This is a genomic window from Vreelandella titanicae BH1, assembly GCF_000336575.1.
Taxonomy (GTDB): domain Bacteria; phylum Pseudomonadota; class Gammaproteobacteria; order Pseudomonadales; family Halomonadaceae; genus Vreelandella; species Vreelandella titanicae.
In genome coordinates this window covers 1-24,444 of the sequence record NZ_AOPO01000028.1, presented here as the reverse complement: position 1 = coordinate 24,444, position 24,444 = coordinate 1, and the positions used below count along the sequence as shown (strand labels likewise).

Here is a 24,444-nt window from a genome sequence, read left to right as displayed (position 1 = left end):
TCGCGGTGCCGTTTTGCAATGCCGATTGCCGATTTAAAGCAATAAAAAGCTAGGTGATTATTTCAAGCGTTCAAACACCGTCGCTACACCTTGCCCCATACCAATACACATGGTTGCCAAGCCCAGGGTGGTATCGCGCTGCTGCATAACGTTCAACAGCGTTGTGCAGATACGTGACCCCGAGCAGCCCAGCGGATGCCCCAGAGCGATTGCACCGCCATTGAGGTTAACCTTGTCGTCCATCGCATCCAGGAAGCCGAGATCTTTCAGCACCGGAATACCCTGCGCCGCGAAGGCTTCGTTGAGTTCAACGGTTTGGATATCCGCCGCGGAAAGACCGGCGATTTTCAGCGCTTTCTTAGACGCGGGTACCGGGCCGTAGCCCATGATCGACGCATCACAACCCGCGACGCCTGTAGAGAGCACCTTCGCAATAGGCTCTAAGCCCAGCGCTTGAGCTCGCTCGTAGCTCATCACTGCCATTGCCGAGGCACCCACGGAGAGCGCCGAGGAGGTACCCGCCGTGACCGTACCGTTGCGCGGGTCAAACACCGGCTTCAGATTCGCCATAGACTCCAGGCTAGCGTCACCGCGAATCACTTCATCACGCTGAACCATGACTCTAAAACCGCGTTGATCGTGACCTTCGACGCCGATAATTTCGTTATCGAAGTAGCCCTTCTCCATGGCCGCCTGGGCGCGCTGGTGAGAGCGTACGCCGAATTTATCCTGATCTTCCCGAGAAACGCCGTGCATTTTACCCAGCAGCTCCGCGGTTAGGCCCATCATCATCGCCGCTTTAGCAGCGTATTTGCTGGCGGCGGGGTTAACGTCAACGCCGTGAGCCATGGGTACGTGCTCCATGTGCTCAACGCCGCCAATGATAAAGAAGTCGCCCATACCCGCTTTGATATTGGCGGCGGCGATATGCAGCGCCGTCATTGAAGAGCCACACAAACGGTTAACGGTTTGCGCGGGCACCGAGCGCGGAATACCGGTCATAATCGCCGCATTACGAGCAATGTTCATCGACTGCTCGAGTGTCTGGTTCACACAGCCCCAGATCACATCATCCACTTCAGAAGGATCTAGATTAGGATTGCGGGTAAACAGCGCCTGCATAGCCGCAGCAGAGAGATTCTCTGCGCGAACATTACGAAAAGCACCATTTTTGGCTTTCGCCATGGCGGTACGAACACCGTCTACCACCACAATGTCTCTCGGATTCAAACTCATCTTATATCTCCTGTGCGTGGTGGTTAGGCCTGGGTGGCAGAGTTGTCACTGGAATAGAATTGCTCATTGTTCTGAGCCATCTGACGCAGCTTGTCGGTGGGCGCGTATAGCGGGCCCAACTCCTCAGCTAGCCCTTCCGCCAGCTTGACGAACTCTGCAACGCCCATGGCGTCGATGTAGCGCAGCGCACCACCACGGAAAGGCGGGAAGCCGATGCCATAGATCAACGCCATATCGGCTTCGGCTGGCGTGGCCACAATGCCATCTTCCAGGCAGCGCACGGTTTCCAAGCAGAGTGGTACCATCATGCGAGCGATAATATCCTCGTCGGAAAACTCTTTATGCTCTTTCACCACCTCTTTAACTAAAGCGTAAGCCGCTTCGTCGGTGACTTTCTTCGGCTTACCCTTCTTGTCCTCTTCGTAGGCGTAAAAACCCTTGTCGTTCTTCTGGCCTAAACGGTCGTTGTCGTACATGACCTGAATGGCGGTTTTACCGTCGCGAGCCATACGATCAGGGAAGCCTTCCGCCATTACTTCATTGGCGTGAACGGCGGTATCCAGGCCGACCACGTCCAGCAGGTAGGCCGGACCCATGGGCCAGCCGAACTTCTCCATCACCTTATCAACGTGCTGGAAGTCAGCACCCTGCTCAACCAGGAAGCTAAAGCCGCCAAAGTAGGGGAAAAGCACCCGGTTGACCAAGAAGCCTGGGCAGTCGTTAACCACAATCGGCGTTTTACCCATTGCCCGGGCGTAGGCCACGGTGGCAGCAACGGCGGCATCCGAGGTCTTCTCACCACGGATGACTTCTACCAGCGGCATGCGGTGCACGGGGTTGAAGAAGTGCATGCCGCAGAAGTTTTCAGGCCGCTTTAGGTTTTGCGCCAAGCGGTTGATGGAAATCGTCGATGTGTTCGAGGTGAGAATGGTATTTTCGCTCACCATACCTTCCACTTCGGTAAGCACGGCGTCTTTGACTTTGGGATTTTCAACCACCGCTTCGACGACGAGATCGACGTTGCCAAAATCTCCGTAGGAGAGCGTCGGGCGAATATTAGTCAGCTTCTCCGCCATCTGCTCGGTGGTCAGCTTTTTGCGCTCCACCTGTTTGGCAAATAGCTTACGGGCTTCTTTCAGGCCCAGTTCAATGGCGTCATCCTTGATATCTTTCATCAGAATCGGCGTGCCTTTAGAGGCACTCTGATAAGCGATACCACCACCCATGATACCCGCACCCAGCACGGCCGTTTGCTTCACCGGCTGCGCCTGCTTCTCATACTTGCTGGCTTTTTTCTTGACCACTTGGTCGTTCAAGAACAGACCCACCAAGTTGAACGCCACGCTGCTGAGTGCCAGCTTGGCGAAGGCTTTGGCTTCAATCGCCTGGGCACGGCCACGCTCTTCGCCAGCGCCTTTCTGAATCACTTTGATCGCTTCTACCGGCGCCGGATAATGAGGCCCCGCTTTACCGGCGACATAGCCTTTCGCCGTTTCAAACGCCATCATCTGCTCAATCGGGTTGAGCTTCAGCGGGCTGGTCTTTTCAGCACGACGGGCTTGGTAATCCAGCTCACCGGCATTGGCACGGTCAAGAATATCCAGCGCGGCCTCTTCCAGCTGTTCGTCCGTCACCACCGCGTCGACGGCGCCCACTTTTAGCGCGGCATCGGCACGGTTTTCGGTACCACCGGCAATCCACTCGATGGCATTATCGGCGCCAATAATGCGCGGCAGGCGTACACAGCCGCCCCAACCGGGCAGAATGCCGAGCTTGGTTTCTGGCAGGCCGATCTTGGCTTTCTCGCCCATCACGCGAAAATCAGTGGTCAGCAATACTTCGCAGCCGCCACCCAGCGCCAGACCATTGATCGCTGTTACGGTAGGGAACGGCAGATCTTCAATAGCGTTAAAAATATCGTGAACCTTGAGATTCATCTCCTCAAGGTAGGCTTCGCCTTTATCAAATAGACTGTGAAACTCGGTGATATCGGCGCCCACGATAAACACATCTTTCCCGCTCGCAATAAGTAAACCTTTTAAGCTATTTTCAGCTTGAATGGCTTTTACTGCTTCGCTCAGCTCTGCGACCACCGCGCTGGAAAGCTTGTTGACGGACTCATCTTTCAGATCGAAAGTGAGCATTGCGATATCATTGCCACTCGGGGTGTCACGACGTGTCACCGTGATGGCGTTGCCTTGATAGATCATCCGCGCTCTCTCCAATTTTCGGGCTGGCTCTGAAAAGAGAACCCGCCACATTTCTCATACGGCTTCCACACGACTTTCATACGGTCGTTTGATTGCCTTAGCTTGGTTGAGTTGCCTGATAACGTCAAGCCCAGACTTTTGGCTAATTTACTCATTTAGTGAGACCAGCGCTCTCCGGCATCCGTTCATAGAGCGCCGTCTGAGTGAATGTAACCGATCCCGCCAGAAGCATGGATTTGCAGTAGATCAGCGTTAAGCCTGACAGCCTGTTAGAATCGCGCTTCCTTTTACTTTGCAGGTTATCTTGTTATGAGCGCACTGCTCACGCCTTCACGTATTGAAGCCATTCAGCAGCGAATTGAACGCATTGTCGAACGCCTCAAGCCCTGGAGCTGGCTTTGGCCACCAATGGCCTTTGCTGCCGGGCTAAGCAGCTTCTTTTTAGTTGATCGCCAGCAGTGGTTAGGCGCAGCGCTGGCGCTGGGATTACTGTTTGCCTGGACGCTACTGCTTTCGGAAGGCTTGATCAGCCGCTGGTTGTCGCGCCGGGGTCACCCCACGCCACCTCGGGGCGTAACCACTTTTATTGCCCAGATGATTCACCAGGAGACACTTTTCTTCACCCTGCCGTTTATCTTAGTCACCACGGTGTGGAATAGCGGGCAAACGCTGTTTGCGCTGCTGGTGGGCGGCATGGCAATACTGTCGATTATCGATCCGCTCTACTTCAAAGTCGCGGAGCGCTGGCGCAGTCTCTATTTCGTCTTTCATGCCCAGTGTGTCTTCCTGGTACTACTGGTCACACTCCCCATCATGGTGCACCTTACCACCGGCCAGAGCCTGCTACTGGCCCTGGGGATCACCATTTTGGTGGCCTTGCCAAGTTTTTGGCACTTGCTTAAGCAGCGCTCGCTCAAACGCTGGTGCGCTTTTTTTGTGTTGACGCTGCTACTCGCCTATGGAGCTTGGCTGGGACGTATATGGGTACCGCCTGCCAGTCTCTGGATGACCAGTAGCGCGCTCTCTCCTGGTTTTAATGTTGAGCAGCGCCTACCTCAAGGCTCGATGGCGTTAACGCCACAAGCCATCAGCGAAAATGGCCTTTATGTTTACACCGCTATTCGGGCACCGCGGGGATTAAGTGAAACTATTACCCATGCCTGGCATCACAATGGTGTGCCAATGGATGTTGTGGAGCTTAATATCGACGGTGGACGCGAGCAGGGTTACCGCGCATGGAGCCACAAGCAAAACTTTCCCGAAGACCCTACTGGCGATTGGCGCATTGATATCATGACAGGTACGGGCCAGCGCTTGGGATTAATACGTTTTGAGGTCTCAGACGATGCTCAGCAAGCCACGCTGGCAGATGGAGAGATACGCGCCAGTGGTCTAAGTGGATTAAACTTACGGCGGTTTGTGCCGGGTAGCCCTAACGATGAAGAGGCGCGACCGGAAGATTGAAGGGTTAAGCGCCTTGCATTCAGCGGCGTAGCTTATGACAATTCGACTACTCACATTTATTGGCAGCTAGTTACCTATGGCTTCAACGATTGGATTTCGCATCGCACGCTTGCCCCACTTATGGCGCTCCATCTTGGATCGCCGCTTGGCGCCGCTGGGATTAACCCAAACACGCTGGGTGACGCTATATCACCTGTGGCGTCTTGGCGAAGGCCATCCGCAGTGCGATCTCGCCCGTGTGATTGGTGTTGAGGCGCCCTCTCTTGTGCGCACCCTGGGCCAGCTCGAAGAACAAGGCCTAGTTGAACGCCGAGCCTGCGACAACGACCGTCGCAGCAAGCGGATTTATCTTACCCCTGCCGCTATGCCGCTGCTGGAACAGATCGACAGCGTTGCGCAACAAGCGCGCAAAGAGATGTTCGCTGGCTTAAGCGAGGAGAACCTCGAGCAACTCAACGAATGGTTGGCAGTGATCGAGGCAAACGGCTTGGCGATACAAGCACGGGATCAGGATAATCCGGCATCTTGATCGCTGACTGTGGATGACGCCTGCTCAGTGCCCTTTAACGGCTGGCTGAAAGGCTGGTCGGCACGGCCACGCAGCGCCTCCCGCAGTTGCTGAAATTCGGGTAGATAGGTCGCGAATCGCTCCGCGGTTTGCGACTCCCACCACCAAAGCGTCAATGCATAGGGCGTTGACTGCACCACCAAGGCATCTTGCGGCAAGCGTTCAAGTAGTGTTTTTAACGCTGCGGTGGCGGCATCAGGTAAAGGCCGCAAGGGGGCAATCCGCCAACGCCAGCCAGCATGAAATGGCGTTAAGGCTTCACTGGCATTGCTGTCTCTTACCAATAGAAAATCAGGGCCCGGCTCTTCCTGGGGATAGTGCCAGCGATAAGCTGGCATGGTGCCTCTAAAATGGTGTAGTGGCGGCTTTTCCAGCTTGATACTGACGCCCTGTTTGGCGATTTGAGTACGCAGCGCCTGCTGGCGTTTTTGACGCGGGCTAGGCTTTAGCCACATCACCGGCGCAATTACAAACAGCATAATAAACACGATAATCAACCATTCCATCTCTACATTTCCTTCCACATAAGCCACACTGTATAAACTAATCTAAAAACCATGACTCAGGTCGCTGTTTTGACCCAAGTCATTGTTAAAACGCTTGCTATTGTTAAAACAGGACACGCCATCTAAAGTAACGGTTATTGAACAAAGAGCCTCTTTGTTACCTACTGCCAAGGAGATACGCCATGAGCTATCACCACATTTTAGTTGCCGTTGACTTAACCAAAGACTCCCACAAGATTCTGGAACGTGCCGTTGCGATCGCTGAACGCAACGACCAAGCCAAAATCTCCATTATGCATACCCTGGAACCGCTTGGGTTTGCCTACGGTGGCGATATCCCCATGGACTTGACCAGCATCCAAGACCAGCTAGATGAACACGCCAAAAAACGCCTAGCCGAAATCGCCGCCCCACATATTGCCGAGGCTGACCAGCACGTAGTGGTGGGTATGCCCGACACTGAAATTCACCGTTTTGCTGAAGAGCACGATGTGGATCTAATCGTAGTGGGCTCCCATGGCCGCCACGGTTTTGCTCTACTGCTCGGCTCAACCTCTACCGGCGTATTGCACGGTGCCCAATGCGATGTGCTCGCCGTTCGCGTCGGTAAAAAAGGCGAAGAAAGCGACGAGTAACCTAAGGCACGATAACGTTTATAAAAAAGGCGCCCATACGGCGCCTTTTAACGTTTTCAAGCTACTCACCGGCAGCCATCGCTTCCAGTTCCATCCAGCGCTCCATGGCAACTTCTAACGCTTTCTGCACTTTTTCAAGCGTTTGCAGCTTAGCCGTAACGGCGTCGGTATCCTGCTGATAAAACGCTGGGTCACCGATTTCACTCTCCAGCGCCTCTACTTGCCCCTCAAGACGTTCGATTTCGGCGGGCAGTGCATCTAACTCGCGTTGCAAATTATACGAGAGTTTGACGCTTTTCTTGACCGTTGCGGCAGGTGCTTCAGCCACTTTCTTGGGCGCTTCTGAGGTGGGTTCGGTACGCTGACGCGCCGCCCCTTCCCAAGGTGCTGGCGGCAGCTTGCCCCCCTGGCGAATCCAGTCGGTATAGCCACCCACGTATTCACGTACAACGCCATCGCCTTCAAAGGCGAGCATGCTGGTCACCACGTTGTCCATAAAGGTTCGGTCGTGGGAGACCAGTAGCAGCGTGCCATCGAAATCGAGCAGCAGCTCTTCGAGCAGCTCCAGGGTTTCCATGTCGAGGTCGTTGGTCGGCTCATCGAGCACTAACACGTTAGCTGGCTGAGTGAACAACTTGGCCAGCAGCAGGCGGTTGGACTCGCCACCGGAGAGCGCTTTCACCGGCTGGCGCACCCGCTCGGGGGTGAAAAGAAAGTCCTGTAGATAGCTCATCACATGGCGATCTTTACCGCCCACACTGACACGATCACTGCCTTGGGCAACGTTGTCGTAAACGGTTTTTTCCAGTTCAAGCCCAGCGCGCAGTTGGTCGAAATAAGCCACTTTCAGATTGGTGCCCATCTGCACCTTGCCTTCAGTGGGTTCCAACTCGCCCAGCAGGATTTTCAGCAGGGTTGTCTTGCCCGCACCGTTGCGCCCCAGGAAGCCAATACGGTCACCGCGCAGTACCTCAAGATTGATATCGCGCAGTACCACCTCATCGCCAAACCGTTGGGTGACACCTTGCAGCTCCACAACGCGCTTGCCGGTACGCTCACCACGATCCACCGTCAGGTTGGCATTACCCTGGCGCTCGCGGCGCTGACTCCGCTCGTTGCGCATCGCTTCCAGCGCTCGAACCCGGCCTTCGTTGCGGGTACGCCGTGCTTTAACGCCCTGACGAATCCAGGCTTCTTCCTGGGCAAGCTTTTTATCGAACTCGGCGTTCTCCCGCGCCTCGACTTCCAGCTCGTGCTGCTTGCGAGCCTGATACTCTTCGTACTTGCCGGGGTAGCGCCCTAGCTGGCCACGGTCTAACTCCAGAATATTGGTGGCCAGCTTGGAAAGAAACGCCCTATCGTGAGTAATCAGCAGTACCGCGCCGTTAAACGCCAGCAGTTGCTCTTCCAACCAGGCAATGGTGTCTAAGTCCAAGTGGTTGGTAGGCTCATCAAGCAACAGTAGATCAGGCTCGGCGACCAAGGCACGCGCCAGCGCCACCCGGCGGCGCCAGCCACCGGAGAGCGAGCTCATCTCAGCCGCGGGGGGCAGGCCTAAGCGGGTCAGCACGGTGTCGATACGCTGGTGGAACGACCAGCCATCAATGGCTTCCAGGCGCGTTTGTAGGGTCGCCATGCGATCCATATCGGGGTCGGGATCATTGATCAGATGATCGTACTCGGAGAGTAGCTCCCCGGCTTCTGGCAGGCCTTGGGCGACCATGTCGAAAATGGTCAAGCCAGATGACTCGGGTAACTCCTGAGCCAGCACACCGATCTTGAGGCCAGGTGCCCGCCAAATTGAGCCATCATCGGGCAGGATATCCCCCGCTACCAGCTTCAGCAGAGTGGATTTGCCGGTGCCGTTGCGCCCGACCAGCGCCAGCCGCTCGCCTTTTTCAACCGTCAGGTCGGCGCGATTGAGTAGTACATGGGTGCCGTAGGCGAGTTGCAGCTGTTCGAGTCGTAACAGGGTCACGCGGTGTCCTCCTAAATCGTGAGGCGCACAGTGTAACGCATGAGCGGCCCAGGAGGGGGAACCATATAGAGGGGAATCGTAGAGCGGAAATCACCAGCGTGATACCGTTTTGCTAGCAACTACAATATCTCAACCAAAAAACGACTTTTAAAGGCGGGCTGACAGTGACGGTGACCGTCTCGATGCATTTTGTAAATGAGCTGTTTAAAGGCTTACCCAACAGCTCAACATCGCCCACACGCTACCTGGAACGGGCGGGCATTTCGCCCTTTTTACTTTCGGCCCCCCATGGCCGCGTCACGGTTGAGCAGTTTGCCGAACTGTATCGTGGGTTGGTGAACGAACTGGACGACGAAACGCCCGGCTTTTTTTCCCGCCCGCTGCGGGGTGGCACCCTGAAGCTGCTGTGTTTAAGCATGCTGGATGCGCCCAATTTGCAGGTAGCACTGCACCGCTATACGCAGTTTTTCCGTATTCTTCTCGACGACTTTGGCTATGCATTTACGCTCGAAGGGGATCTTGCCCGTATGGCCCTGGTGGAACATGCCCCCTTGACGGGCAGCCGCACTCTGATTCATGAGCTGATGCTCAAGCTGTTTCACGGCATCGCGTCGTGGATGATAGCGCGTAAAATACCACCCATTTTAATGGAGTGCGCTTACCCCCAGCCGCCGCACAGCGCTGATTATCTCTACTTTTATCCTGGTACAGTACGCTTTGGGCAGCCGCAAACCGCGATCTATATAGATCGCGGTTTTCTTGATCATCCTATCCGCCAGACCAAGAGACACCTGGGCGCTTTTTTAAAGCGCGCCCCCGCAGACTGGTTCTATGTGTCGTTTGCAGATCGCCTGCTCACCCACCGGGTGCGCGAACACCTCTCACGTCATCTGACTACGTCTGGCACCGTGCATAGCGTAGCCGATGCGCTGCATATGTCTGCTCGCACGCTGGCGCGGCATCTCAAAAGGGAGGGCACCCACTTTCAAGCGGTCAAGGATGAGTACCGCCGCGATGTCGCTATTCAGGCACTCACCTGTAGTGAGAAGCCCCTGGTTAGCATCGCGGAGGCGTTGAGCTTTGAGGATCTAGCCTGCTTTAGTCGTGCCTTTAAAACCTGGACAGGCAATTCGCCCGCCGCGTATCGCAAAGCACGCACGGCGGGCAATGTTCGCTGATCTACTAGGGAACAGCCTAAATTTCGGTGCGAATACGTTTCTTATCCAGCTTGCCCACGCTGGTTTTGGGTATCTCATCGACGAAGCGAATCATGCTGGGAATCCCCCAGCGGTTGAGTTTTCCCTGGGCGACAAACTGCTCTAAAAACGCCTGCACGGCTTCAGTGGTGGGCGGGTTGTTCGGGTCGGCGGGGACAGCTAACGCCGCTGGCCGCTCTCCCCATTTATCGTCCGTCACCCCGATCACCGCCACTTCGGCAATGCCTGGACACTGGCTGATATAGCTCTCCAGTTCTAACGACGAGAGCCACTCGCCGCCGGTTTTAATCACATCCTTGATGCGGTCGCTAATGGTCAGAAAGCCCCGCTCATCAAGCGAGCCCACATCCCCGGTATGCAGCCAGCCGTTGCGCCATAGCTCCTCACTGCGTTTCTCCTCTTTATAGTAGGCCTGGGTCAGCCAGGGTGCTTGAACGCGCACTTCACCTACGCTTTTACCATCATTGGGTAGCGGCTCGCCGTCCGCATCGACCACTTGAAGTTTAACCAATGGTATCGGCAGGCCCGCTTTACAGCGCCAGGGTAGCTGGGTCTCAAAATCAGCGTCGCCGATATCCTGCGGCAGAATATCGGCGGTGAGTAGCGGACAGGTTTCCGACATGCCATAAGCACTACGGGTATCAATCCCCAACGCCCATGCTTTGCTTGCTAGCGACTCGGTTAACGCACTGCCGCCGACCAATACTTTCCAACCGGCGAGGTCGACCTGTTTTGAGGTAATCGCCTCGGCGCTGACCACCATGTTGAGCAGGGTCGGTACGCAGTGGGAGAAGTCGACCTTCTCGCTGACCAGCAGCTTGACCAGCATTTCCGGCTCGTAGCGGCCAGGGTAGACCTGGGTAGCCCCCATCAGCGTGGCGGTATATGGCACACCCCAGGCGTGAACGTGAAACATGGGGGTAATAGGCATATAGACCTTGTCGCGGTTGAGCAGCTCAAAACCGGGCGCCTGGAAAGCGCTAGACTCGTTCAAGGTATGCAGCACCAACTGGCGGTGGGTAAAGAAAACCCCTTTGGGGTTACCCGTGGTACCGGTGGTGTAGAACAGTGTGGCGACGGCGTTTTCATCAAAGGTGGGAAAATCGTAGTGAGTAGGCTGTTGGCTTAATAACGATTCAAACTCGCCCACCAGCGGCAGAGTGGTATCGACTGTTTGCGGGGTCTCCTGACATAGCAGGTAACCACGTACTTGGGGTAGCTTATCGGCCAGCGGCTCAAGCAGTGGCACAAACTCTTCGTGCACGATGACGAAAACGTCTTCGGCGTGATCCATGGTATAGAGGATTTGCTCCGGAGCCAGGCGCACATTCACCGTGTGGAGTACCGCGCCGATCATCGGAATGGCGAAGAAGCACTCCAGGTAGCGATGGCTATCCCAATCCAGCACCGCCACCACGTCACCGGCTTGCACGCCCTGTGATGTCAGCGTATGGGCCAGTTGATGCACCCGCTCACGAAAACGCTCGTAGCTATGGCGGCTCTGATCCCGGTAGACAATCTGATTGTCGCCCGCCATTCGCACGCCTGCCTCCAGCAGGTCGCCAATCATCAAGGCAGTATTTGTCGCAGAGGTCGCGGCGGGTAAAATTTTCGGGGTAACTGAAGGCATAAACACTCCTATAACTTTTTTCTTATAACACTGTTCTTGTAGCAATCGATTCGGATCAGCCGCGCTCGATAAGAAGGGCGATGCCCTGCCCTCCACCAATACATAGCGTTATCAATCCGTAGCGGCCATTAATGCGCTCCAACTCGTGTAGCGCTTTGAGAATCAGAATAGCCCCCGTGGCCCCCACCGGGTGCCCCAAGGCAACCGCGCCGCCGTTGGGGTTTAGCTTCGCTAACGGGAACTCGAGCGTTTCCGCCACCGCCATGGCCTGGGCAGCAAAGGCTTCGTTGGACTCAATCACATCAATATCATTAATGCTTAGCCCCGCCTGTTGGAGGCAGCGTTGCACCGCAGGAATCGGACCAAGGCCCATTAGCGTTGGCTCAACGCCTGCTGTTGTGGCAACACGAAGATGTGCCCTAGGCGCTAAGCCCCGCTGTGAGGCTTCATCGGCATGGGCCAGCACTAACGTGGCTGCACCATCGTTGATACCCGAGGCATTGCCTGCGGTCACCATGCCATCTTTTTGGAAGGCGGGCTTGAGCCGCGCCAAATCGCTAAGTTGGACGACATCGCGCACGTGTTCATCGCGGGAGAAAAGTACCGTTTGCTTACCGCGACTGACCTCCACTGCTACGATTTGATCGTCAAAGCGGCCTTCCGCGATGGCACGCGCCGCTTTTTGATGGCTCTCAAGGGCAAACTGATCCAACTGCTCACGGCTTAGGCCATACTGTTTAGCGATGTTCTCGGCAGTGCAGCCCATATGGCCGCTGCCAAAGGGGTCGCTCAAAATGCCTAGGGTTAAATCCTCAACGTTCACATCCCCCATACGCACGCCGTTGCGCGCTTGAGGAGGCAGCAGATAAGCCCCGCGCGACATCGACTCAGCGCCACCTGCCAGCGCTAAGCGGCTGTCGCCCATAGCAATCTGCTGGGCGGCTGAGACCACCGCCTGTACACCTGAACCACACAGCCGGTTGACGTTGAAGGCCCCCGCTTCTTTCGGCACGCCTGCTTCCAGTGCAATATGACGCGCCAGATAGGCATCCTGGGGGCCGGTGGTAATAATGTGGCCGTATACCGAGTGATCGATATCTCCGCCCTCAACGCCAGCACGGCGCAACGCCTCTTTGGCGGTTATCGCCCCCAACTCAAACGGCGCCTTGGTTGAGAGCGACCCGCCAAAACTCCCGATCGCGGTTCGTGCACCGCCTAAAATCACTACATCATCCAACCGCATGACTCTCTCCTGTGTTCAAACTCACCGTCTTGCTACGCCACTTTGCCCAGCAGCGAGCGGGCGACAACTTCTTTCATGATCTCTGAGCTGCCGGCATAGATCGTTTGTACTCGGGCATCCAGATAAAAGCGTGAAATGAGATATTCGTGGGTGTAGCCGTAACCGCCAAATAGCTGCAGGCAGCGATCCACCGCTTGACACTGCAGCTCGCTGAGCTGCAGTTTTAAAATCGCTGCATCCGTGCTGCTCATGGTGCCCTGGCGGTACTTTTCGACGCAGTGCTCAAAGTAGGCACGGGCCACGTCCAGCTGGGCTTTTATCTCCGCCAAGGTAAAGCGGGTATTTTGAAAATCCGCCACCCGCTGTCCAAACGCTTGGCGCTGCTGTACGTACTCCAACGTCAGCACCAGCGCTCCCTCCACGGCGCCCAGCGCCTGTGCACCAACGCCCAGGCGTTCACGGGGCAGCTCCTGCATTAGGTAGCGGAACCCGGCGCCCTCCTCTCCCAACAGCGCATCATGGGGCAACTGCATTTGATCAAAGGCAAGCTCGGCGGTATCGCTGGCGTGCTGGCCGATCTTTTTAATCGGTTTCCCCCGCGAAAAGCCGGGTAAGCGGGTGTCGACCAAAAAAAGTGACACGCCCTTTGACCCGGCGGAAGGGTCGGTTTTGGCACACACGATCACCAGGTCGGCAAACTGGCCATTGGTGATAAAGATTTTGCTACCGCTTAACTCCCAGCCATCGTTAGTACGCTTTGCCCGGGTTCTCATTGACGCAAGATCACTACCCGCATGGGGGTCAGTCATGGCAATGGCTCCAAGCGCATCGCCACGGGCCATGGCAGGTAGCCAACGCTCACATTGAGCCGCTGTCCCCAGGTTCTGCAGGTAGGGCATAACGATATTGGCGTGGATATTATAGGCACTGGCAAGGCCACCAAAACCCTGGCGGGAGAGCTCTTCCAGCGCCAGCTGGGTGATGGCGATATCGGCCCCTGAACCACCGTGCTGTTCGTCAAGGTCAATGCCGAGCAGCCCCGCAGCGCCCAATGAATGCCATAGTGAACGGGGTATTTCACCCGCTGCCTCCCACTCATCGTAGTACGGGGCAACCTCCTGGCTTAGGCAGCGCTTGATCATGGTGTGAAACAGGTCGGTCGTTTGCTCGTCCATGCTCACTCCTTGAGGTCTTGACGCAGATGGCGCTTGAGAATTTTGCCTGCGGTGCTCTTGGGTAGCGCATCGGTAAACATTATGCGCTTAGGCACTTTATAAGGCGCCATCAGCGTTTTTGCGTGATGGATCAGTTCTTCCTCGCTTGCCTCTTGGCCCTCTTTCAGTACCACCACTGCCGTAATGGCTTCGATCCACTTCTCATCCGGCTGGCCGATCACCGCTACTTCGGAGACCGCTGGGTGCTTGAATAGCCCCTCCTCTACTTCACGGCTAGCCACCAGCACGCCGCCGGTATTGATCACGTCCTTGATACGATCAACAACGTATAAGTAGCCCGCTTCATCGAAGTAGCCCACGTCCCCGGAGTGGAACCAATCGCCCTGGAAGGCTTCTTCGGTCATCACCGGTTTATCCCAGTACCCGTTCATAAGCTGAGGTGAGCGGTGGACGATTTCACCATGCTCGCCGGGTGGGACGTCATTCATATCGAGATCGACGATACGGGTTTCCACCGTCAGAATCGGCCGCCCAGCGGACGCTGGGCGCTCGGCGTGCTCTTCAGGGCGCAGCACGGTCGCCAAGGGAGCAATTTCGCTCTGCCCATAACAGTTATAGAGCCCTACTCCCGGTATACGTTGCTGGAGTTCCTCCAGTACCGGCACCGGCATAATCGAGGCACCGTAATAGGCTTTATTGAGAGCGCCAAGGTCAAAGCGATCAAATTCAGCGTGGCGTAGCAGGCTGATCCAGACCGTGGGCGGGGCAAAAAATGACGCGATCTGGTGATTAGCTATGGCGCTTAAGCACAGCTCGGGAAGCGGCGCCTCTAGCAAATAGACAGGCGCACCGAGCAACAGCGCTGGCATCAGAAAGACGTGCATTTGTGCTGAGTGGTAGAGCGGCAGCGCGGCGAGCATGGCGTCGCTGCCTTTGATATCCAGCTCAACCATGCAGGCCATATATTCGGCCATCAGTGCCTGATGGGTCATCATCGCGGCCTTCGGCGCGGCGGTGGTGCCCGAGGTATAGAGCAACTGAGCAAGGCTGGCACCGTCGACCGCCACATTGGGCTCTTCACTATTGGATCCTGACGTAGCATGAGCGAGTACATCAAAGCTTGCTGCATCCTGCCCCTGATCCGCGTGCAGGGTTCCCATCAGGGCTAGATCCAAGCCTTCGGTCGCGACACTCACTTTGTCGGCGAGGCTGATATCGCTGAGCAAACCCGTTGTCCCAGACTGGTCAAGGATATAGCGCAGCTCATCGCTGCTTAAGGCAAAATTGATCGGCACATGTACCAAACCCGCTTTAGCAGCGGCTAGCCAGGCGATGACATAGGTATCGGAGTTTTTGCCATATACCGCCAGCCGGTCACCTGGCGAAAGCCCAGCTGCCAGCAAGCCATTGGCTACGCGGTTGGCTGCCTGATTGAGCGCTTGATAGCGCCATTGGCGCTCGCCAAATACCAGCGCCAGCTGGTGTGAGTATTTTCGAGCGCTGCGGTTTAAAGCAGCCCCGATACTGTTTTGCTGAATAACCGACGTTTCCGGCATGCCAAATCCTCTGAGTTGTTATTAGCAGAGACTTAAGGAGCCTCTGATTAACGTAATGAGCGAAGGCCAGACAAGGCAAAAATCAACGAAAAAGCGGAGTTTACGGGTTGTAAATGAGCATTTTGAGGCGATTTTTAACGCCGTATGGCCGAGCGCAATAGTTAATCAGAGGTTTCTTAACTGTTTACCAGCGGGCAGACACTCTCTGAAAGCGGACGGAAGGCCTCTTCTGCAGGGATGGTGCGAATAACATGAAAGAGATCATCCTCATCTTGCGACTCTTCAGGTGTTTTCACTTCTACTAAATACATATCGTGAACCATGCGGCCATCCTCACGGATGTAGCCACCGGTGGCGAAGATGTCGTTGATGGGGGTATCGGCCATTTGCTGACGAACGGTTTGAGTGTCATCAGTACCGGTGGCTTCAATCGCTTCAAGGTAGTGGCGAGTACTGGAGTAGAGACCCGCATGTACCATGGTGGGCATGCTGCCGGTACGCTCACGGAAGCGCTCCGCCCATGCGCGGGTTTCATCGTTTAAATCGTAGTACCATGCTTTGGTGAACTGCAGCCCCTGAGCATTCTCTAAGCCAATGCTGCGTATATCGGTACTAAACAGCACCATTCCCGCCAGAATCTGCCCTGCCTGGGTAATGCCGAACTCACCTGCTGTCTGCACCGCGTTGATCGTATCGCCACCAGCGTTATTCAGCGCGATGACATCAGCGCCAGAGGCTTGCGCCTGAAGCATAAAGGAGGAGAAGTCACTACTGGGGAAAGGGTGGCGAGCGCTGCCTACGATAGTGCCGCCATTTTCAGTCACTACGCGCGTGACGTCGGCCTCCAGTGCGTGACCAAAAGAGTAGTCAGCGCTTAACAGATACCAATTTTTGTGGCCCTCATCAGTAATCGCCTTTGCCGTACCGTTGGACATCGCCCAGGTGTCATAAACCCAGTGAATATGATTGGGCGAACAGTGCTCGTTGGTAATGCTTGAAGAGACAGCGCCATTGACCAGCCCAAGTTTATCCGCCTCTTCCAGCAGGCTCACCGCCGCCAGAGTGACAGAAGATGCCACCAGCCCGGTGACCATATCGACGTTGCGCTCATCGATCCACTCACGCACGACGCTTGAGCCTACATCTGGGCTATTACGGTCATCGGCGCTAAACACCACAATATTGGCCCCATTGACACTGCCGCCCATATCTTCAATCGCCATATGGATAGCGTCTTCGCCCAACGGGCCAATGGGGTCGCGATAAACGCCGGACATATCGGCTAAATAGCCAATACGGATTTCGTTATCAGAGATACCCTCAGCAGCGACGGTAGTTGGCACATAGCAGGCCACCAGAATGGCAGCGGCGAGAGTGGAAGTAGCAAAGCGGTAAGATGAACGATAAGATTGTTGCATAATTATGTGGCTCTCTTTTGTTGTTATTAAAGGGTGTTATTGAATCAATCGCAGTGACGTAGCACGTAATAGCTTGCGTTCATCTTAGGCGGTAATAAGGCCTTGCTGTTTACCTATCGAGCCAGATTTTTTGCAATTCGTGCCATTTCCTTGCGCTCACCTTCTTCAATACACCATTAGTCGATGCTCGCGCGTGCCGTTACAATGGTGCCTTTGCATATTGAACGGGAGAGACCTTTGGCCACTGCTGATGCCGATGACTTTTTACCCGAAGCACTACAGTTTCGGCCTAGCGCTCCTTTGGTGGATATCGGCGCTAACTTGACCCATGAAAGCTTCGAGCGTGATCTTGAGACGGTTATCCAGCGCGCCCAGGCGGCGCAGGTAACGACCATGATCGTTACTGGCACCGACCTTGCCCACGCCAAGCAAGCGGTTGCCCTGGCTAAGCAGTATCCTGGCCTCTACGCCACGGCGGGAGTACATCCCCATGATGCCAGTCGCTGGGATAAGAACCTTGAGCGCGCCATGGCGGCCCTGCATGCCATGCCGGAGGTCGTCGCCGTAGGCGAGTGTGGCTTGGATTTTAATCGCAACTTCTCGACGCCCCAGGAGCAGGAACGTGCCCTTGAAGCGCAACTGGCTCTCGCAGTAGAAAGTGGCTTGCCGCTGTTTTTACACGAGCGAGATGCTGGCCAGCGTATGCGCGAAATCCTGCATGCATGGCGAGACGACATCAGCCACGCGGTGGTGCACTGTTTTACCGCTGACCGCGATACGCTGTTTGGTTATCTCGACCTAGACTTACATATAGGGTTGACGGGTTGGATTTGCGACGAGCGGCGCGGTCATCACCTGCGCCCATTGGTAAGCGATATACCCTTAGAGCGCTTGATGGTAGAAACCGACTGCCCTTATCTGTTACCCCGTAACCTACCGGCGAAATTAAAGGGTCGCCGACACGAACCGGCGTTGCTACCGTGGATTGTCCGCGAGATCGCCCAGTGGCATGGTATTAGCGAAACAGAGCTAGGTGCGGCAACCACACAGACCGCCCAGCGTTTTTTCCGTCTTTCCACGGAATCTTAAAAGGAGTATTAGCGTGGCCGATTATCCAGGGTTTATAGCCATTGAAACAGGCGAAGACGATGGGCTCCCGCTAGCCATTGCCTGGTCGCTCCCCGATGGCCGGGTGAAGCAAACATTGATTCAGCCGGACGATAGCTGGATCAAAGAGGATACCAATGCCATGGGCGCTTACAGCATGGAAGAGCTGGAGAGCTTAGGGGTTAGTCCGCTTGAGGTAATTCGCGAGCTTGAGAACGACCACTTCTCCGCCACGCTGTATACCAGCGACAATGGCGACGACGAAGCGGCACTAGCGCGCCTTTTTGACACCTACGGGCTTGATCCTTTTGTTGAGCTAGCCCCAGCGTCGGTGCTCTACCCTTCACTTACCCCAGGCGAATGGCACCGCCAACGGCGCGAAACGTTCAGCGAGCTGGGTTTAGAGCCGATGCGCCCAGAGCATGAGCTGGAAGTGATGCTATCGATGCATCAGCGCCTGACCGAAGAGGATTAAGCCGGCAGCGCTTTATCCATTTTATCCAACGTGGCATGTGCCTGTGCCACGGCTTCCGCTAGCGTCGCCTGGTCAGAGTAGAAGCGTTTAAGCGCCACCTGGAAGGCGTTTGCGCGGGCTGGCAAGCCCTCCTTCAAGTAGCGCTGGGCGCGGGCCTCCACTCGCGCTGCAAAGGCCTCTATATCTACCTCTATATCGCCGCCTAGGTTGTCCACGCTGACATGAAACACGCGACCACAGGCGCGGGTGAAGATAGATTCCAACGCCTGTGGCGCAATCTCAGCCTGCTCAAACGCTTTTTGCTGTTCAGCATCGCGCCCATCAGGGCAGTACCAGTAGCCGTAATCCTCTTGTTGGCGCCGCTGTGCTCCCGCAATACACCAATGGCTGATTTCGTGCAGCGCACTGGCATAGTAACCCCGCGCAAAGATAACCTGATGATAAGGGGTTTCACTGTTAGCGGGCCGATAGAGAGGCTCATCCCCGCCCCGAATCAATCGGGTTTGATACCGCTCAGCAAAAATCCCGTCAAAAAGCGCGGTAATATCCTCGAGCGTCCATCGCTCCTGCCTGTCACTCACATTGACCTCGTTTGATACTGGCTTTGGGGCATTATACCCACACGATTAATACAAGCTAACGGCTAACCCCAAAAGTGAGTCGCTCCTGCTAATATAGCGGCCTTTCACAGCAACTTTTCCCCTTCAGGAGCCAACAAGTGGGCGGCTTTACTCAGCAAATTAAATCGGTTTACTGGCCAGAAACACGAATGTTAATGCACTTGGCACTGCCTATTTGCGGTGCTCAGTTGGCTCAGGCAGGGATGAGTGTCGTCGACGTTATGATGACCGGTCGGCATGACGCCACCTCACTTGCCGCTGTATCGGTGGGCTCGAGCCTGTGGATGCCACTCATGCTATTTATGACGGGCACTTTAATGGGGCTTACCCCAATTGTGGCGCATTTGCTGGGTGGGAAGCGCAATGAGGCTATTCGTCCAGCCGTTCATCAGGCGCTTTGGGTCGCGCTGCTACTAGGCGCTATCGCGGCTGTGCTGCTTTGGTCGGCTATCATGCCGATATTTGAATTAATGAGTGTGCCCCCAGCGGTCGCCAGCCAGTCTGCCGCCTATCTGTCAGCCGTCGCCTTTGGCATGCCGGGGATCGCCCTATTTCAGGCGCTTAGAGCGTTTTCAGATGGTATGAATCATACCCGTCCGGCGCTATGGATCAGCTTGGTCGGTTTAAGCGTGAACATTCCTGCCAACTACCTCTTGATCTACGGCGGCGATGGTTTAGTTGATCTATTTGGCGCCTGGGTTCCCACTAGTTTGCAACAGTTACCTGCCTTGGGCGCTTTTGGCTGTGGCATTGCGACGGCGCTCTCCATGTGGACGATGGCACTCGCGATGGCCTACTACACGCGCAGGGGAAGTACTTATAAAAGCGTTGCGATTTGGCAAAAACTGACACCGCCCCAGTGGCTAGGTATACGTGAATTAGTGGTGGTGGGCGTTCCCATTGGCGTGGCCATTTTTGTTGAAGTGACTCTGTTCACACTCATTGCGCTCTTCATTGCCAGCTTTGGTGAAGTCACGGTGGGAGCTCACCAAATAGCGCTAAGTTTCACCTCCATTCTGTTTATGCTGCCCCTGTCGCTGAGTATGGCACTGACCGTACGAGTGGGTAATACGCTGGGTCAGCAGCGCTTAGCACTAGCCCGTAAAGTCGCTTGGAATGGAATTGTCATCAGCGTCATCATTGCCGTTATTAACAGCCTCGTACTGTGGGTTAGCGCCGAGCCGGTAATCGCACTTTACACCTCCAATAGTGAGATACAGGCGCTAGCGCTCTCGATCATTGCTTTAGCCGTCATTTTTCAGCTCTCAGACTCGTTGCAGGTCAATTTAGCGGGTGCTTTACGCGGCTATAAAGATACCCGCATTGTAATGGTGATTACGGTGCTCTCCTACTGGATTGTAGGCTTGGGTGGCGGCCACTGGCTGGGCTCCTATGGAGTGGGCGAGGTCGCCCCGCTAGGGGTTCATGGCTACTGGATTGGGTTGATTGCGGGCTTGAGCACCGCAGCACTGCTACTTGGCTGGCGTTTACAGCGTATTAGCATTCGGGGGTAAGCATGGCGCGATGGAGAAACTTTTCTCTAGCAATCATCCTAAGCGCCCTCCTGGCTGGCTGTGGGGACAACCCTGCTGAGCAGCAGTGGCAGCGTTATCATCAGCAACTCGCCAATGACCTTGCACTATCAAACATTCAAAGAGCTGACCCGGGTAATATTGGCGACTTCCCTGAGCGCCCCGATCGAATTATAGATATCCCCGAAACCCGGGACAGCCTGTTAAATGTATACGCGCTACGCGAATGCCAAATCACGTCGCTAGTCGCTGCACGTAACAATCAACTGGGGCGTGTAGCACCGCCTAGCCAACAGTGGTTATATGAGCGCACTCTATGGCAGCGGCTAAGCACCTGCTTAAATAGCGAAGTTCCCGAGCAGTTAAGCGATGAAGATAGAACGCGCCTAAACCGATTAACCACGACTAAAACGACACAGTTACCCGCGGTAAGCTGGAACGCTATTTTTGATTCCAGCGAGTGGGTTAAAAGCTTCTCACGAGCAAGCCAGCCTTTATCTAACATCGATGAAACTACTATTGCTGGCCAGCTTGAAGCGATCGATTACTTGCAGCAAATGACGGATCACCAGTTTGACCTCGACTGGCAGCAGGACTCTTCAACCCTTGAAAACCATTTGAAAACCCTGCAAGAGCGGCCATTGACCGCTGAGGTGTTGCGCGCCCTGCTACTCGCCACTCAACGCTTAACAGAAGCGAATGCATTGTTAGCTCAGCAGAGTGATACCACACGTTGCTTAAGCCGTTGGGAATCGCCGTCGCTTGAGCGCTTGGAGAACGCTGCCCAGCAGTGGCTAACAGCGATCAATCGCTTAATTGACGCACAGCAGGTAGGCAAGCCAATAGCGGTTCAACGCTATCAGGAACGCTGGCTTTCGCTGGATAATGCCCAAGCGCCCTGGGGCCAGTTTCAGCAAGCGCTCTCTGAGCATCAAGCGCTGCGAGCTCGCTTTCCAACCTGTTCAGATAATTAAAAAGCGCAGAACCCTTAACCTTATGAGCAAGTTGTGCTATTTGTGGATATGAGAGGCAAATGAATCAGCTTTGCCAATCTGATGACCACGCAGCATAAGGAGGGACACAATGGGCGCATCCTTGTCACCCCGCTCTGCCCAGGTCATCGACCTGGAAACTGTGCGCCAGCGTCAGCAGGCGCAAAAGTGCCTTGTCCGTTTAGCCCCTGAGCTAGATGGCTTAGAGATGGTGTACCAGCTCGCTGCGAGTCCCGACGCCTACTATGGCTTACCTATTTTGGCCTGGGGGTTAAGAGAGGACGGTAGCGTCATCGGTTTGGTGCCGTGGATGGAAAGCCTGGCAGCCTGCCATGATCTGAACAGCCAGGAAAATGGCTACTTCGTAGGTTATCGCGATCCTGAAACGGAAGAAATTTTTGATACGCCACCGGATCACAAATACCACGAGCTAGTTGCGGCGGCTGAATACTTTGATTATGAGGCTTCTGGCGAAGTCACCCTTATTCAGCAAATCCCCGACACTCTGGGCACCCACGCACTGTGCATGAATCACCCCGATTCACCCTGGCATATGAAGCCCGTTTACGGTTGGCGTCTCTACAGCGACGGTAGCCTTGACGCGCTCCTTGCCGACGAGAACAAAGCGGCGATGACACCGATTTTGTTAGGGGATGAATGCCTGTACAGCGCTCACGCCCGCCATCAGACCGTTTACTTTTTCCAGCGCCATATCGCCAACCGTATCCTGGAAGAAGATCCAGCGACGCTTGATGCGCTAGCCATGATGGTTGTGGCCAGTGATTAATCGAGTGCCTTAATGTCGCTTTGTGAGCGAGGCCAACATCAACGATGTTGATTTGAGCCTCGCATGGCTTTTCGGGCTATTTCGAAGGGCGATCTTGACGGACTATCTCAAAGGACTATCTCAAAAGGTTATGCTAAACGAATAAAGTAGAGGTAGTTACTCTCAGAAGCGGTGTGCTGCTCTAGCAGTTCGTGCCCTAAAAACTGACAAAACTTGGGCACATCTCGCGTGGTGGCTGGATCAGTGGCAATCACTTTGAGCACTTGGCCTGGGGTCATGTCGCGCACTTTGTTATGCATCAGCATAATCGGCTCTGGGCAGTAGAGTCCTGTGGTGTCCAATACCGCGTCAAAGTTGGGTAAAGTACCCGTATTATCAGCCATTAATATCCTCGATGTAGGAAACAGAAAGTATGATTAAAGTTATCATCGAACGGCGAATTATGCCCGGTCTTGAAGAAGAATTTGAGCAAGCAGCGCGGGAGGCCATGCGCGTTTCTCTTGGTGTAAGGGGCTTTATCAGTGGTGAAACACTAGTAGAACTGGGTCATACTGACCGCCGACTGATGATTACCAAATGGCGTGACCTCCGCGCTTGGAAGGAGTGGCACTCAAGCGAAGCGCGGGCAATGGCCATGCAGCGTATTTTACCGCTGTTAACCGAAGATGAAACTATCCGGATTTACGAGCCGGGCTATTAAACATGGGTTTTACTAGCATTAATCCCTAAGCCTTACATGCACCGTTACCTCTTCCCTATCGTGATAGAGGTGACGGCATGATACGTTGGCATGCACACCCGCTTTTTCCAGCGACTCTTCCAGCGCCGTTAGGCAACGTGTTACCTCATCCCAGCGTTTTTTCATGGGCAACTTGAGGTTAAAGATCGCCTCTTTGCACCATTTACGAATCAGCCACCGCTCCACCATGGCTAGCACTCGCACTGGTTTATCAACAATATCGCAGACCAGCCAGTCTAAGCGCTGTGGTGGCTCCCAGGTAAAGCCATCCTCTTTGAGATGATCAATCTGTCCGGTCTTCATCAACTGCGATTCCATCGGGCCGTTATCGATGGCATACACGTACATGCCCCGCTGTACCAACTGCCATGTCCAACCTCCTGGGGCGGCCCCTAAGTCAGCTGCTTGCATATGCGCTGCTAGCCGCACATCCCACTCATCCCTAGGAATAAACTCGTGCCACGCCTCTTCCAACTTCAGCGTTGAGCGGCTGGGCGCACGGGAGGGGAAGCGCAGCCGCCGAATACCATTAAGCAAATCACTACGATTGCCTGGGAAGCTCATCGCCAGCTGCACTTGATCACCGTCAGTCCAGAAAATATGTAAACGTCGTGCGCCCGCGCTGCGCCTTAACGCACCGCGTTTTTTCAACATACTTTCCAGCGGCTTGGTAAGCGCCTTCATCAGTCCGGCCAGTGCTTTGCCATCGTTGGTATCCGGCGTTTCATGCCAAATCTCTTCAAAGCTCCAACGGCTGGCTTTGACCTGTTCCAAGATAGCGGTAAGACGATCGTCACGTGAAAGAGTGAGCGCAGGTAAAGCCGCTAAGCTCTGGCGCGCAAAAATCAGCTTTTTAAACGCTGCCTGGCGGTGTAAATCATTTACCGCTTCACCATCGACACGCGTTAAGCTTACCCACCCCTCACCATGAGATGACTCACAGGCGATACCCTGTAATGCTGCGTGATGCTGTAGCTCTGCCAACGCATCACTCTCAAACCCAGGACGACAGTAAACTAACCATGACGTAGGTACCGTTTCACTCACCACTTCACCTCGATTCCGCCCATCACAAACGGTGAGGGCTGCATAATTAATTGGGGCGCATCATAGCATTTATCTAGCTGAGGCGTGAGGCGTGAGGCGTGAGGCGTGAGGCGTGAGGCGTGAGGCGTGAGGCGTGAGGCGTGAGGCGTGAGGCGTGAGGCGTGAGGCGTGAGGCGGAACAGGATATTCGGGAGATAGCCATTCACCAACGTTTCCTACTCACGATTCACGACTTACCCTTTACTGCCCACCATTTACCCCTCACACCTCACCATTTTCCCCTCACAACCTCCCCCACACGCAAAAAAA

General features: G+C 55.0%; 22 protein-coding genes. 10 read left to right on the top strand and 12 right to left on the bottom strand.

Annotated elements, in window-relative coordinates:
* Positions 1–57: 57 nt before the first annotated feature.
* Together fadA and fadB are read right to left on the bottom strand one after the other, a co-directional pair.
* Positions 58–1,236 carry an acetyl-CoA C-acyltransferase FadA gene (gene fadA, locus HALTITAN_RS23955; RefSeq protein ID WP_009288645.1) on the bottom strand — a complete coding sequence of 393 codons (1,179 nt, stop codon included), beginning with the start codon at positions 1,234–1,236 and terminating at the stop codon, positions 58–60.
* Between the two features lie 23 nt (positions 1,237–1,259).
* The gene (gene fadB, locus HALTITAN_RS23950; protein WP_027958889.1) at positions 1,260–3,446 is read right to left on the bottom strand and encodes a fatty acid oxidation complex subunit alpha FadB; all 2,187 of its coding nucleotides are present in this window, start codon (positions 3,444–3,446) and stop codon (positions 1,260–1,262) included.
* A 309-nt stretch (positions 3,447–3,755) separates the two neighbouring features.
* On the opposite strand from fadB, the gene HALTITAN_RS23945 reads away from it, so the two are divergent.
* Both HALTITAN_RS23945 and slyA read left to right on the top strand, forming a co-directional pair.
* Positions 3,756–4,910 carry a DUF5924 family protein gene (locus tag HALTITAN_RS23945; protein WP_009288643.1) on the top strand — a complete coding sequence of 385 codons (1,155 nt, stop codon included), beginning with the start codon at positions 3,756–3,758 and terminating at the stop codon, positions 4,908–4,910.
* A gap of 76 nt (positions 4,911–4,986) precedes the next feature.
* Entirely contained in the window at positions 4,987–5,439 is a 453-nt protein-coding gene (gene slyA, locus HALTITAN_RS23940; protein ID WP_027958888.1) for a transcriptional regulator SlyA, read from the top strand.
* On the opposite strand, the gene HALTITAN_RS23935 is transcribed toward slyA, so the two are convergent.
* Positions 5,418–5,984: a hypothetical protein gene (locus HALTITAN_RS23935; protein WP_035538416.1), complete on the bottom strand. Its 567-nt coding sequence runs from the start codon at positions 5,982–5,984 to the stop codon at positions 5,418–5,420. The two genes, slyA and HALTITAN_RS23935, sit on opposite strands and share 22 nt — an antisense overlap.
* Before the next feature lie 182 nt (positions 5,985–6,166).
* Between HALTITAN_RS23935 and HALTITAN_RS23930 the strand changes: the two genes are divergently transcribed.
* Complete coding sequence (locus tag HALTITAN_RS23930; RefSeq protein ID WP_022522962.1) at positions 6,167–6,619, top strand: universal stress protein; 453 nt, start codon at positions 6,167–6,169, stop codon at positions 6,617–6,619.
* A gap of 61 nt (positions 6,620–6,680) precedes the next feature.
* Here the strand turns inward: HALTITAN_RS23930 and HALTITAN_RS23925 are convergent, their stop codons facing one another.
* Complete coding sequence (locus HALTITAN_RS23925) at positions 6,681–8,597, bottom strand: ATP-binding cassette domain-containing protein (protein WP_039860899.1); 1,917 nt, start codon at positions 8,595–8,597, stop codon at positions 6,681–6,683.
* A 182-nt stretch (positions 8,598–8,779) separates the two neighbouring features.
* Between HALTITAN_RS23925 and HALTITAN_RS23920 the strand changes: the two genes are divergently transcribed.
* Positions 8,780–9,775: an AraC family transcriptional regulator gene (locus tag HALTITAN_RS23920; RefSeq protein ID WP_217920687.1), complete on the top strand. Its 996-nt coding sequence runs from the start codon at positions 8,780–8,782 to the stop codon at positions 9,773–9,775.
* A 16-nt stretch (positions 9,776–9,791) separates the two neighbouring features.
* Here the strand turns inward: HALTITAN_RS23920 and HALTITAN_RS23915 are convergent, their stop codons facing one another.
* The 5 genes from HALTITAN_RS23915 to HALTITAN_RS23895 form a co-directional block, all read right to left on the bottom strand.
* The gene (locus tag HALTITAN_RS23915; RefSeq protein ID WP_039860898.1) at positions 9,792–11,444 is read right to left on the bottom strand and encodes a fatty acid--CoA ligase; all 1,653 of its coding nucleotides are present in this window, start codon (positions 11,442–11,444) and stop codon (positions 9,792–9,794) included.
* A 55-nt stretch (positions 11,445–11,499) separates the two neighbouring features.
* Positions 11,500–12,687 carry a beta-ketothiolase BktB gene (gene bktB / locus HALTITAN_RS23910; protein ID WP_039860896.1) on the bottom strand — a complete coding sequence of 396 codons (1,188 nt, stop codon included), beginning with the start codon at positions 12,685–12,687 and terminating at the stop codon, positions 11,500–11,502.
* Positions 12,688–12,719: 32 nt separating this feature from the next.
* Positions 12,720–13,862, bottom strand: coding sequence for an acyl-CoA dehydrogenase family protein (locus HALTITAN_RS23905; protein ID WP_039860894.1), 1,143 nt, complete (start codon positions 13,860–13,862; stop codon positions 12,720–12,722).
* 2 nt (positions 13,863–13,864) lie between these two features.
* A complete protein-coding gene (locus tag HALTITAN_RS23900) occupies positions 13,865–15,418 on the bottom strand; it encodes a fatty acyl-CoA synthetase (protein WP_009288639.1) in 1,554 nt (517 codons plus the stop codon).
* A 176-nt stretch (positions 15,419–15,594) separates the two neighbouring features.
* A complete protein-coding gene (locus tag HALTITAN_RS23895) occupies positions 15,595–16,836 on the bottom strand; it encodes an ABC transporter substrate-binding protein (RefSeq protein ID WP_009288638.1) in 1,242 nt (413 codons plus the stop codon).
* A gap of 237 nt (positions 16,837–17,073) precedes the next feature.
* On the opposite strand from HALTITAN_RS23895, the gene HALTITAN_RS23890 reads away from it, so the two are divergent.
* Positions 17,074–17,925: a TatD family hydrolase gene (locus tag HALTITAN_RS23890; protein WP_039860892.1), complete on the top strand. Its 852-nt coding sequence runs from the start codon at positions 17,074–17,076 to the stop codon at positions 17,923–17,925.
* A 13-nt stretch (positions 17,926–17,938) separates the two neighbouring features.
* Positions 17,939–18,418 carry a hypothetical protein gene (locus HALTITAN_RS23885; RefSeq protein WP_022522953.1) on the top strand — a complete coding sequence of 160 codons (480 nt, stop codon included), beginning with the start codon at positions 17,939–17,941 and terminating at the stop codon, positions 18,416–18,418.
* Here HALTITAN_RS23885 and HALTITAN_RS23880 read toward each other — a convergent pair.
* The gene (locus tag HALTITAN_RS23880) at positions 18,415–18,999 is read right to left on the bottom strand and encodes an elongation factor P hydroxylase (RefSeq protein WP_009288636.1); all 585 of its coding nucleotides are present in this window, start codon (positions 18,997–18,999) and stop codon (positions 18,415–18,417) included. The genes HALTITAN_RS23885 and HALTITAN_RS23880 overlap by 4 nt on opposite strands.
* A 137-nt stretch (positions 19,000–19,136) precedes the next feature.
* On the opposite strand from HALTITAN_RS23880, the gene HALTITAN_RS23875 reads away from it, so the two are divergent.
* From HALTITAN_RS23875 to HALTITAN_RS23865, 3 genes are all read left to right on the top strand, one after another.
* Positions 19,137–20,552, top strand: a complete 1,416-nt coding sequence (locus tag HALTITAN_RS23875) for an MATE family efflux transporter (protein ID WP_009288635.1) — start codon at positions 19,137–19,139, stop codon at positions 20,550–20,552.
* A gap of 2 nt (positions 20,553–20,554) precedes the next feature.
* Positions 20,555–21,544, top strand: a complete 990-nt coding sequence (locus HALTITAN_RS23870) for a DUF3080 family protein (RefSeq protein WP_009288634.1) — start codon at positions 20,555–20,557, stop codon at positions 21,542–21,544.
* A 109-nt stretch (positions 21,545–21,653) separates the two neighbouring features.
* Positions 21,654–22,349 (top strand): hypothetical protein, encoded by a 696-nt coding sequence (locus HALTITAN_RS23865; protein WP_009288633.1) that lies wholly within the window; start codon positions 21,654–21,656, stop codon positions 22,347–22,349.
* 128 nt (positions 22,350–22,477) lie between these two features.
* On the opposite strand, the gene tusA is transcribed toward HALTITAN_RS23865, so the two are convergent.
* Entirely contained in the window at positions 22,478–22,732 is a 255-nt protein-coding gene (gene tusA / locus HALTITAN_RS23860; protein WP_039860891.1) for a sulfurtransferase TusA, read from the bottom strand.
* Positions 22,733–22,761: 29 nt separating this feature from the next.
* On the opposite strand from tusA, the gene HALTITAN_RS23855 reads away from it, so the two are divergent.
* Positions 22,762–23,049 (top strand): antibiotic biosynthesis monooxygenase family protein, encoded by a 288-nt coding sequence (locus HALTITAN_RS23855; protein WP_039860890.1) that lies wholly within the window; start codon positions 22,762–22,764, stop codon positions 23,047–23,049.
* Between the two features lie 18 nt (positions 23,050–23,067).
* On the opposite strand, the gene rlmM is transcribed toward HALTITAN_RS23855, so the two are convergent.
* Complete coding sequence (gene rlmM / locus HALTITAN_RS23850) at positions 23,068–24,138, bottom strand: 23S rRNA (cytidine(2498)-2'-O)-methyltransferase RlmM (protein WP_009288632.1); 1,071 nt, start codon at positions 24,136–24,138, stop codon at positions 23,068–23,070.
* Positions 24,139–24,444: the final 306 nt, after the last annotated feature.